4 protein-coding genes are annotated in these 11,979 nt (G+C 64.2%); 2 read left to right on the forward strand and 2 right to left on the reverse strand.

The annotated features are described in order from the left end of the window. Positions 1 to 1,313 precede the first annotated feature (1,313 nt). Positions 1,314 to 7,046 (reverse strand): DUF6531 domain-containing protein, encoded by a 5,733-nt coding sequence (locus AB4Y77_RS12530; protein ID WP_442014180.1) that lies wholly within the window; start codon positions 7,044 to 7,046, stop codon positions 1,314 to 1,316. Between the two features lie 176 nt (positions 7,047 to 7,222). After that, positions 7,223 to 7,504 (reverse strand): hypothetical protein, encoded by a 282-nt coding sequence (locus AB4Y77_RS12535; RefSeq protein ID WP_026547649.1) that lies wholly within the window; start codon positions 7,502 to 7,504, stop codon positions 7,223 to 7,225. A 236-nt stretch (positions 7,505 to 7,740) separates the two neighbouring features. Here AB4Y77_RS12535 and AB4Y77_RS12540 point away from each other — a divergent pair, with 236 nt between their 5' ends. Both AB4Y77_RS12540 and AB4Y77_RS12545 read left to right on the forward strand, forming a co-directional pair. Further along, positions 7,741 to 10,602, forward strand: coding sequence for a hypothetical protein (locus tag AB4Y77_RS12540; RefSeq protein ID WP_442014181.1), 2,862 nt, complete (start codon positions 7,741 to 7,743; stop codon positions 10,600 to 10,602). Beyond that, the gene (locus AB4Y77_RS12545) at positions 10,599 to 11,942 is read left to right on the forward strand and encodes a hypothetical protein (protein ID WP_442014182.1); all 1,344 of its coding nucleotides are present in this window, start codon (positions 10,599 to 10,601) and stop codon (positions 11,940 to 11,942) included. Before AB4Y77_RS12540 ends, AB4Y77_RS12545 begins: the two co-directional genes overlap by 4 nt. Positions 11,943 to 11,979: the final 37 nt, after the last annotated feature.

An 11,979-nucleotide genomic window follows, 5' to 3' on the forward strand; every position in this document is an offset into this window, starting at 1 on the left:
ATTTATAAAAACCAACAAACAACTATCTTCCAAACGCAAACGTTCTGCGCCCGATAATCTCTTCCGTAGAAGATAATATGCATGAGCAAAACGAATAAACCACTGATCAGAAGCGGAAACCTCACAAATTAGACCTTCCCGCGAAACCTCCCTTTTTGGCAGCTCAAGCCATCTGGTGCACTGAACACAAACACAGTCACCAGCTAAAAGCTAACGATGTTCACCGGCAGTCAGTGTCAAGCCAATCAATAGGCCGAGAGGGCATCCCGTCCACAGCGCACCGCCCGTCAAGCCAATCACCGGGATAACATTGGAAAGAACTGCGAAGGCTAAGCTGCCTAGGATGATGGTGGCACCAAACGATAACGTGGCGGCGAAGTTGGATTTCCAATACGTCACACATCCAATGCCAAGGGCAGTAGCAACAAGGACAATAGCGTTAGCAATCCAAACGGATATTCCGTACTCTTCAGTCCTATTGACGCACAGAACCAGCATGAGAATTCCCGGTATAACGCTCCCGGTCCAGTAATACCATTCCGGAGCGACTCGTTTAGTTGGCGCATACACCCTTTGCTTCGAGATCATCTTAGTTCACTTCCACAACTCGTCAACAACGACATTTGTGCTCAAACCCCTCGCTCCTTCAATACTTCAGCACTCATCCTGCTGCGGCGAGGCCGCCGCGGGATGAGCCGTCGTTGCTTTCAGGTCCGCGTCGTTCAGGGGCCCGCAACCCGGTCGGGTCAGGAGTGTTGAGGGGATTGTTCCCGGCGTAGCAGTAGAGCCAGACTCAGCAGCGCGCCCCATGCCAAACCCGGAAAGCGACCTCAACGAGATGTCGCCTCCACCCAAGACCGGAAAATTCACGCCACCACAGAACGGAAAGAAATACTAAGTTCCGAAGTAACCGCCTGCAGTAAGGATGGACTGACCCATAACCCACTGGCCAGCAAGACATGCCATGATCATGGCTGTTCCTAGAATGTAGGTCCCGACGCGAGATCCCTTTCGCATCCGGTGCGCATCGGGCTTTCTACCGGACCGCCAAAAGAGGAAGAGCACAAGAAACACAATGAGCATGGCCATCTGCATTGGAATCCCATTGCCGGAGCGATCAAACCTTCCGTCGTAGGGCATTCGCGTATCCCAAGGGACGTGAGTGAAAACAAACACTGCAATGCCTACACAAAGCAATGCGACAATCACGCAAAGTATGTCTATATATCTACAGGCTTTCCTTCCCAATCGCAGATCTTCATCCGTGAAATCATCCTTTGCCCCCGAATTCCCCTTTGCACCATTCTCATCATCTACCACAGTGGCGCCCCTGTTCCTTGCTTTACAACTTCATTGCCCACAAATTTCACGCTTTCAACGATAGCCCCGGCATGCGCTCCGCCGTAGGCTGCCATGCTGTGAGTCATCCAGCCTGGATTGGGACTCAGTTCCGCGGCCCCTGGGAAGCGTGTAAGCACCCCCCCTCCCAGTCCGTCATAGACCATCTCCGCGGCTCCGTAGCCCTCACCACGAATCGCATGATCAACGGAGCCGCCAGCGAGTGATCCTCCCGCGCCGACACCGTATTGAACGAATGACGAGAACCGACCTGTCAGCGGTTGGGCTAAATAGCCCGCTTGGGAGCCAATGGCTCCGCTGACGATACCGCCACCTGCAGCTCCGAGGACGCCCTCGGGTTTCCACTCGTTCGGTGATCGCTGTACAAGGTACATGCCTGTGTTGCCTAGTCCCCCCGATATCCCATTCGTCAGTGCCGCCCGGCCCATCTGCTGGGCCGACAACTGCGACAAGTAACTCCCCGCACCGGCACTGACACGGGACACTCCCGCAGTGACCGCAGTCCCAACACGCGAACCCACAGCCGACACAGCAGATCCTGCCCTGGCCGCACCCGACGCAACCACGGAGCCCGCACGGCCCATCGCAGGAAGCAACTGCGTACTCACCGCCGTACCAGCCCGACCGAGCCCTGCCGTCACAACGCTGCTGACCTTCCCAGCCAACGGCCCTGCAACCACGCCAACGGCACCCGTCAAAGCCACCTGCCCCCAATTGACCGAACCGGTGGTTGCTTTCTGGATGATCGTGTCAGCACCCGCACCGATCAAGGCCAAACCAACCGGCCCACCAACACCGGTAGCCATCAACACACCACCAGCGATCACCATCGCACCACCAGCCAAATACTCCCAGTTGTCTCCGAGCCAGTCTCCGGTGGCGGCGAGGGCGCCGCGGGAGGAGCCGTCGTAGGCTTTCAGGTCAGCGTCGGTCAGGGGCCGCAGGCCAGTGGGGTCGGTGGTGTTGAGTGGGTTGTTCCCGGCGTAGGAGTAGGGGTTGCCATCCCAGCCCGCGCCCAGGACGGGGGCGAGGGGATCGGTGGAGAGGAAGCCCCGGGTGGCCGGGTCGTACGCGCGTTTGCCGAGCCATTCGAGCCCGGCGATGTCGATCCCGCCACCAGCAGTCAGCGCGATCCCGGCCGGCAACACACAACCCACACCAGCATTAGCAACTCCAGGGCTGCCGGGGGTGGGGTTTGGGGTGGTGGGGGTGCCGAGGACGGCCCAGGGATCGTGCTGATCAGTCGGTCGGGCGGCCCGCCACCCAGGCGCGGTCCACGCCTCGCCGATGCCGGTGACACCGCCGGGCAGGGACAACACCTGGGTGCTGTTGGCACCGGCGAGGGTCGGCACGGGCGCGGCGGTGTCCCACCACAACGGCGTCCCGTCCACGGTGGCGAGTTCACCGAGCGCGTCGACGTGGAGCCGGCGCCGAGACAACTCGGCCCCGTCCCGATCCCGTTCGATCGTTCCGGTGAGGTAGCCGGTTGGGCCCCAAGCGTATTCGGTCCAGGACCCGTCCGCCCCGATCACCCGGACCCGGCGGCCCAGCCCGTCATACACATACTCGGTGACCGAACCATCAGGTTCCGTGACAGCAAGGAGCTGGCCTGCGGCGTCGTACGTGTAGGTTCGCGCCCCGGTGGGGGTGGTTTCGCGGAGAAGCCGCCCGCCGGCGTCGTACTCCCACCCCACCACCGAAGCCGATGCCTCCGAGTCAGTCACGGTGCTGGTGGTGGTGGCGGAGACCAGTTGCCCGGCGGTGTCGTACCCGTACCGGGTCACGGCCCCGTTCCGGGACAGACCGGTAATCCGGCCGCCGTCCTCACGACCGATCAACGTCACATCAGCAGCACCCGCAGGGTTGGTGCCGTTGTCGGCGGTGGTGCGGGTGTGCTCTGCAAGGTTCCCGCCCCGATACACCCGCTCCTGGGCGTAGTTCCCGGCGGTCGCGGTGGTGATCCGCCCGGAGGCGTCGTGGGTGAAGGCCGCGTCCCCGAGCAACGGGTTCGAGACCTTCACGACCCGGCCTGCGGGGTCGCGGGTGTATCGGGTGGTGGTGCCGGTGGGGTCGGTGAAGCCGGTCCGGCTCCCGTCGGCGTCGTACTCCCACCCCAACGCACCGGTCCCGTTCCCGTTGCCGGTCCCGTTGCCGTTGGACTTTCGGGTGAGGAGGCCGCGGCGGTCAAAGCACAGTTCGTGCTCCACCGCATACCCCGCCCCGCCGGTGTGGTCGGTGATGACCACCCGCAGGCCGGCAAGATCACGTTCGATGGCGGCGATCAGGGCACCGTCCACCGACGTCGACGCTTCCCGGCCCGCGGCGTCGTAGGCCCAGGTGGTGGTGTGCCCATCCGGGTCCGTCTGCGAGAGCTGCCGCCCGGCCGGGTCATACGTGGCCGTGGTGACACGGCCGAGCGGGTCCGTCACCGAATCGACCTGGTCCGTGGCCGTATACGTCCGGGTGGTGACCCCACCGGTGGGGTCGGTGATGCGGGTGAGCCGGCTGCGGGTGTCGTACTCAAACCGGGTCCGGCCACCCACCCCGTTGATGGTGGCCACCAGTTCCCCGGCGAGGTTGTATTCGAAGCGGCGGGTCCCGTACCAGGAATCCTGGGCAAAACTCAGCCGCCCGCACCGGTCGTACCCGTACCGGGCCGTCCCCTCCCCCGGGGTGTGCCTCGCGGTCAAACGGCCACACGCGTCGTAGGCGAACGTTTCGACCTCACCGCTCGGCAGTCTCCTCACGGTGAGGCGCTGGTCGACGTCGTAGGACAGTTCCGTGACGGCCCCGACCGGGTCAATGCTCTTCCACGGTCGGCCGCAGTGGTCGTACTCGAACCGGGTCACCGCCCCCGTCGGGGAGGTGATCGAGGTGATCTTCCCCGCAGCGTCACGGCCCAGGACCGTCAACCCGCCCTCACCATCGACCAACTCGACAGGATTGCCCGCACCGTCATACGTGATGAGCTCCGCGGACCCGTCCGCTGCCTCGACCCGGGTGGGGCGGCCGTACTCATCAAAACTATGAGTATTGGTGGCGAACGCATCGGTCAGGGACGCCGTCCCATTGGACCGGTCGGTGACCGCTCCGGTGCGGACCCCGGTCGGGTCCACGACGGCGGTCAGGGCACCGACAGTGTCGTACTCCCGCACCCAGTCATGCCCGGCAGGGTCCGTCACTGCGATGAGCCGGGAGAGGTTGTCGTGGGTGAAGCCCCACTTCGCCCCGTCGGGCAGCACCGCCCCGGTGAGGTTCCCGAGCTCGTCAACCACCCGTTCGATACTGCGGCCGAGCGGGTCGGTGGTGCGGGACAGTTCACCGTTGGGGGCGTACTCGAACACCGTCCTTCCCCCATCAGGGGCAACCATCGCGGTGGTCCGGCCCGCGGTGTCGTGCTCGAACGCCCACACCGCCCCATCCGGATCCACCCGACGCACCAACACCCCGGCCTCGTAACCGAACCGGGTCTCGGCCCCCGAAGGGCTCACCGCCGTGACCGGCCTGCCCGCCCGGTCCCGCACAATCCTCGCCACATCTCCGGCGGCGTTGGACGTTCCGGTCAGGTCCCCGAACGTGTCGTACTCAAAACCAATACTGACCCCGACCGGGTCCGTGACCTGGATCAGGAGCCCGTCCCGCCACACCAGCTCGGTCCGGCCACCCAACGCATCAACGACCACTGACGGGTCCCGGGACAGGTCATCGGCGTACTCATAGGTTACGGTGGCACCGGAAGCGGCGACCAGGGTGGTGATGCGGTCCTGCTCGTCCCAGCCATATGTCAGGTCCGCGCCTTCCGGGGTCACGGTGCGGATCTTCCGGCCCCGGGTGTCGTAGCCGTGGACCGTGACGGCGCCGTCGCGTTCGGTCAAGGACACCAGATTCGAGTGCGCGTCATAGGACATGGACTGGCGCCGGTCCTCCGCGTCCAGCACCCCCACCAGGCGGCCCTTGGAATCGGCGACCCAGGAGTTGGACCGGGACCCGTCCTCATCCGAGACCACCGTGACCCGGCCCGGTAAATACGCGAACCTCGTCCGCCGCCCATGCTGGGTGACCTGCAAGATGACCCGGCCGGCCTCGTCATACGTGTTCTCGGCCTCCACCACACCCGCGGCCGAGACCACGGACGCGATCAGGCCCTGCTCGTTCCACCCATACGTACGGGTCCCGGTCTCCGTGCCGACCGTGACCAAACGGCCCTCGGCGTCGTAGCCGTATTGAACCCGGCGCCCGTCCGAAGCCCGCACTACCGCGACCACACCGTCGGCATAGTCGATCTCCAGGAACCGGCCCCGCACATGCACCAACCGGTCAACCGCCCCCAACCCACCACCATCGATACCTTCTTCGCGGTGGGCGGAGATGGTCCGGCCGGGGCCGGCCCCGGTCCCGAGCCACACCCCGGCAGTGGTGTAAGCCCACCAACCGCCCTGGTTATCGGTCACGACCAACACCTCACCGACGCCTTCGGGGACCGAGGTCAGCTCCGCCAACCACGGTTCCGTGACCGGGTGGCGGGTGAGCCAGAAGTTCTCCCCAACGGCGCGGGCCCAACCTGCACCCTCACGCGGGAAGTCCACCGCCCGCCCGTCGGCCATCACCCACCGGCACCCCTCATCAGTGAAGGCCAGGTGCTGGTCCAGCACCGAGGCCCACCCCGGACCAAACACCCCAACAGTGCCCAGGCCCGAGCCGAGGGAGTTATACATCCTTGTGACCGCCAGGTCCGCGGCCGCCCCGGCGAACCCCAGATCGGTTTCGGGTTCAATGAAGTTCCCTGTGGCCGTGTTCACCGGATCGTTCGCGTACCCGGACGAGGGCACCGCCCCGGCCGCCGTCGGCGGGTCAATGACCAACCCCGTCCGGGTCCCCGAAACACCCGCCGCGGCCAACGCCTCGTTCACCGCAGCATCCGACAGGGTCGAAACCGCGCCCTCGCTGCCGGCGGCAGCGAACGCGTCCGCGACCACCAACGCCCACCCCGCGTCCGCCTCATTCGCCGCCAAATACTGCCGGAACGCGGTCACCACACCCGCGGCGTCGATCCGGCCCCACCCGCACCGGTCCGCGAACGAAGACAACTCCGACTCCAAAGACCCCGGCACCGACGCAACACCCTCATCCAGCCCACGCGAACCCGCAGCGAAACTCCGCAACGACTCCGGACGAGCCGAGGACACCCCGCCCCCAAACCCGCCACCCGGGCCAGGGGTCTCCCGCGACCCCGGCACCGGGGACTCCGACGGGAACGACGGCGCACTCCCGGGCTCCATATTCGGACGAGCCTCCTCACCCCAAAGGCTGTCACCAAACTCCTCAAGCCAGTTGCGGTTGTTATGCCGCCGCACCCACTCGTTGTTCTCCCGACGCCGGTCATCCTCTTCCCGCGCCTTTTCGATCATGGTGCCCACATACCCGGCCACCGTGCGTAACGCCGAGGCCAGGGACTCCGCGTCCCGGGACGCCGTGGCCGCGTTCGCAGCGAACACCTCCGAGAAATGCCCCCGGAAATCCTCCCCAGCCGAGGACACCAACGGCGTCCGCGATCCCGAATGCTCATCAACCCGCGACGCTGCGGACTCAAAAGCACCCTTCATCGACTCGGCAACCCCATACAGAAACCGGCCACCATGACCAACACCGGAATCCGGCAACAACGGCATCTCAACGAACTCGGTCACAACCACAGCCCCCCACAGAACAAGAACGCGAACAAAACCAACAAACCCGGCACCACAAGACCACCGGCACCACAACCACAAGAGCCCGTGCAAGAACACAGCGCAACGGCCGGGCAACCACACCACGCATCAACGCAGCACGATCACCCGGCCCCCACACTCACACCAAAAAAGAATCAGGCCCCGCCACCAGCAGAGAAAATGTCCTGAGAAATCTTCTGCAGCTGACCCCGCAACTGCTCCAGCTCTTCCTTGGCCTTATCCAACGCAGCCTTCGTCTCCGGCCACGTCGAACCACGGAACTCAGCAGCCAACGGACCATCCCACACATTCGGATCCGACAACACACGACCCTGCGCATCCAACGCCGAAATCTGATCCGTAAACCCACCAGTAATAATCGACTGCACCTGACCAATAGCAGCCTTAGCCTGCTCAGTAGACAACACACGCGACATAGAACTTTCCTCCCAATAAGAACAATCGCAACACCCGAGCCAAACCAGCCCAGGCAACCAAACACCCACAAACTACCAACACCACCCGAATAAATCCAACAAACAGACAAACAAATCTCAATGGACATGACATGACTGTGACCTGCAGTGATACCCGTGCAGCAGGATTACTCCATTCGGGAGCGCAACCCCTTATGATACTCAAGGCACCGTGAACGGAAAGAGGGGGACGATCCATGCCCAGACAGGCTAGTTATAACCAGTACAACCCGGGGCGTCGTATTCCCCCGGGCCGTGCTCTGGGCATCGCCCTGATAACACTGGGACTGATCGCGACCACGTCGTGCACCCAGCCACCTGAGCCGAAGCCGGTGTCCGACCCTGTCAAACTCCTGCAGAGCGTCCGCGTGGGCTTGTCCCCGGCCGCCGGAGTGCAGAAGATCGAGGGCACTACCATCTCCGTGTCCGCTGCGGGTGACTCCTCGGCGGAAAACACCACCTATGACACCGCCCAGGTTGTGGGCGAACTCCCGGTGCGCGTGAGCCTGCAGTACCGCGCCGGTGAGAAATCGGGATCCGACCTCGCCGAGTTGAAGGGCCACACCGGCCCGGTGGAGATCAACCTGACGCTGGAGAACCTCACCGTCAAACCACAGACCATCCAGTACGATGCCGCCGGCCAGGCCCGTTCTGACACCGCGTTGGTGGGCGCCCCGCTGACAATCGCCGCGTCCACCAAGCTCCCCGGCATCCGGGCGGACGACGTAACACCCGGCTCGGCCGACGGCACCACGGGTACCAACGGAGTCCTGAGCAGTACTGAAGACGGTGCCACCGTAGTCCAGTGGGCCACCGTCCTGGCTCCCCCGCGTTCCGGCGCCAGCACCACGCTGCGTCTCGCCGCCGACGTAAAGGACTTCCAAGTTCCCGAATTCGACGTCGCCGTCCAGCCCGGCCTCAATACAGACCTCAGTGCCAACGGTGTGCTTGCCAGTGCCTTCTCGTCCGGAACAGGCTCGGAGATGGAGTTGCAGCGGCGCACCATTTCGCTGGTATCTGATGTCAACACCGTCCTGGCGAAAGCCGGATCCACCATCACCGATGTCCGCCGGAACCTGCAGGCAACGTCGCAGACTCTCGGCGCGAAGACAGCCGGTGAACTGCGGGACAACTCCCAGGCCCTTGCCGCGACGATGTCGGACCTGAAGCAGCAGCTGCAGGTTCTCGGCTCTGACCTGGAGTCTTCGACTACGGCCACCCAGTCCACCACCATGTCGCAGCTGAAACTGACGGTCTCCGCCGTGGATGCAATGCTGGGCGACACTTCCGCCACACCACCGGTCACCCCCATCACAGGCGATGGCTGCACCGCTGAGGTGGCCAAGGCCGCGCCCGCAGCCACCGTGTATTCCAGCGTTCTCACCATGTCCTCACAGCTGGATGCCTATGCAAAGGTCAGCGCTGGTTGCCGAGACACGGTCGCCGGTGCTCTCAAAGCGACCATGGGACCCGAGAACCCTACCCCTGCAGAGTGTGCTGAGCAGGGTTCAATGACCTGCTCCCTCTACGGTTCCGCCGTCACTGTCACCGGAGCGCTTCTGGGCCTCGTCCAAGAAGGCGACAAACTCGTCTCCGGCCTTCAGCCGCAGGTGGTGGAAGGTGCCATCAAAGACCAGGCGACGTCCGCCGTCGCACTTGAAAAGGTGCGCACGGACCTCGGTTCGATGCTTGACGGCTCCGGAACTTCGGAGGATTACAGCAAGGCACTCGCGGCACTGGATGCAGCCATCAAGTCAGCCGCGGACTCTGCAGCTGCAACCCGAAAAGCAGCCACCGCGGCGCAGGACAGTATTGACACCCTCCGTGAGAAACTCCTCGCCATCGCGGCCAATGCCAAGGCAGCAAAGGGCGAACTCGGTCAGGGAACCTGGCTGAACGGCTCCATGCTGCAGCAAAACCAGAAACTGGCCGACGAACTCTGCAAGCTGTCCGACGACGGCCTCATCCCTGGCAAGGGCAAGCTGTCCGCCAAGGACGTTGACAGGCTGCGTTCCTACCTGACGTCAGTGCCGTGCGAACCGACTGATGAAGACGGCAACCCCTCACCCGCACTGAATCCGCCGCCGGGCTTTAAGGAGCCCTTGGACGTTCGGCTCGAAGCTCAGTCGGCTGCCTGGGATGAAGTGCTCGCAGCGACTGACACCACTGCCGCCGACCAGGCAATTGGCCAGGCCTTCACGGCCTTGGAGACGACGTTCGACGCCGCCGACACCAAACTGGAAGCGATCAGGACCGCCGTCAAGACGCTCGACGGCGCCGCAACAGGAAACGTGAACGGAACCAAAAAGGGACTCGAGGCGCTCGACGCTGCCCTCGCTGACGCGATTGAATCTTCCGGCACAGTGACCACTGCACTTGCGAAATTGAAAGAGCAGCAGGACATGCTAGGCGACAAGATCAAGGAATCACTCCGCGACGTTTCGGCCGAAACTGCTGCAGAGGTCTACAAAACCGTGGACGAACAAGTGCGGCAGGTTGCCGATATCGGCGATGCCAGTTCCGAAGCCGTGACTTCAGCGTTCAACCGGTCCATTTCCGGGCTGAAGGCCACCTCGGACGACGTTGTGAAAGACGCCGAGGGAACGGTCAACAAGCAGCGTGACGAGCTCCTGGGGCAGAGTGGTGACCTGACCGCCGCCCTGTCCAAGAGCACCCAGGCCTCCTTGGACAACATCGCAGCCAGCACGTCGGGCTCCACCCGCGACGTCGAAGGTGCCAGCGCGCTTCTCGCGTCCAGCCTCAACAAGGTGATGCTGGACCTCGGGGACAGGGCGGTGAACGGTTCAGGCCTGCTCGGCTCGATGGCCACCAGCGCGGCAAAAGCGGACACGGCGGACTTCCAGTTGGCCCTTGCCTCGCAGAACGCCGAAGGCTACGCAAACATCCGCTCCCGGGACGTGGCAGGACTCCTGTTGCGCCAGGCCCAGTTCAAGGCCTCGCTCACCGCAGTGGATGAATTGCCGCCGTTCCAACTCGAAGTGCCGGCCGGCGCTACGTCTCAAACGCTTTACACACTGAAGATCGGCGGCGCAGCATGAGCCCCCGCGCACGTCTGATCGCCCTGATTTCTGCGGGAGCCGCCGTCGTCATTGCTGCAGCGGCAGTCCTGGTGATGACGCTGAACCGTCCTACGGAAGCTCCCCGGCCCGATCCTGTGGCGGCAACAGTTCCTGTTGCCCTGAAGGCTGATGGCCTGCCGGCGGACTTTTCGATCGGCGTCGTCATGACGTTCGGCCAGTCCGGGGAGCCCGGTACCGAATACAACCGCGCAGCACAGGGTGCTGTGGTGGCGGCGCAGCGTTTCGCCCAGAGCGGGGCCAAAGTCGCTCTCCCCACCCAGAACGACCAAGGCACCGAAGACGGCGCCCGTGCCGCAGTCGGCGCCCTTGCCGAACAGGGTGTGTCCGGCGTCGTTGTGGCAAGCACCGGGCCTCAGGCCCTTGCCGCCGCGAAGGCGGCCGAGGAGCGCAACCTCCCGGTCATCCTGCCCTACGCCGAAGCCTCCGAACCCACTCAGACCACGTGGACGACGGGCCCAACGGCAGCCTCTGTCCAGGCCGCTCTGGGTACCGTTCTTGCTGGCAAGAGCCGGGTGCTGCTGGTCAACGACGGCGGCCAGGTCCCGGCATCCGTCACTCCCGCTGACACACTGACGCTGGATGGCTTCTCCGATGTCTCCGGCTTGGCCCAGGAAGCCGCCATCCGCACAGGCGACCAGCTTCGGCCGCCGTCCAAGGATGCGCCGGCTGACGCTGAGGGCACCCGTATTGCCAACCCCGCAGATGCTGTTGTTGTGTCGGCGGCAACGCCGCAGCGCCTCGCCCGCCTGGTCCAAGCCCTCCAGTCACGCGACGTGTCAGTTCCGCTGGTACTTCCCGACGGCGCCATCACCCCCGCGTTCGCATCCTCGCTCGCGGAGCTGGACGGCACCGCTTCAGGACAACTGGTCAGCGTTGCCCCGGCCACCGGAGATGCAATCGCACTTCAGCAGGATGCCCAAGGGCGGGGAATGTCCGCGTTCCTCTCCGGCATCAGGTTGGCTGGAGGGAATCCGGAGATCAAGAACCTGACGGACGATACCCCGTTCTCCGGCGATGCGTGGGCCGCGGACGCCCGCAGCCATGACGCCGTGGTGGCCCTGGTCCGCGCGGCTGCACTGGCTGGGAGCAAGGACCCGTCGAAGGTCGCAGCGTCGCTGAACACCCTGTCCTTCGGCCCCGGGGAAGGCCTCGCCGGTCCCCCGCTCGACTTCACGCAAGCCCAGGCACTGACCGCTGATGCGATACCCGTCTTTGCGTCCCCTCAGGACCTCGGTCTTCGTCCTGCAGACGAGAACGCGCCGCGGCTCGTCTGGGTACCGGCACCAGCCAGCCCTTAACAACCCGTTCTGTCCCCACGCCTGAGGGGAACAGTTC

This window comes from Paenarthrobacter sp. YAF11_1 (genome assembly GCF_052113445.1).
GTDB lineage: Bacteria > Actinomycetota > Actinomycetes > Actinomycetales > Micrococcaceae > Arthrobacter.

Bases quoted from the DNA above. Each gene is read 5' to 3' on its own strand.
- AB4Y77_RS12540 (WP_442014181.1), top strand. From the start codon at position 7,741: ATGCCCAGACAGGCTAGTTATAACCAGTACAACCCGGGGCGTCGTATT.
- AB4Y77_RS12535 (WP_026547649.1), bottom strand. From the start codon at position 7,504: ATGTCGCGTGTGTTGTCTACTGAGCAGGCTAAGGCTGCTATTGGTCAG.
- AB4Y77_RS12545 (WP_442014182.1), top strand. From the start codon at position 10,599: ATGAGCCCCCGCGCACGTCTGATCGCCCTGATTTCTGCGGGAGCCGCC.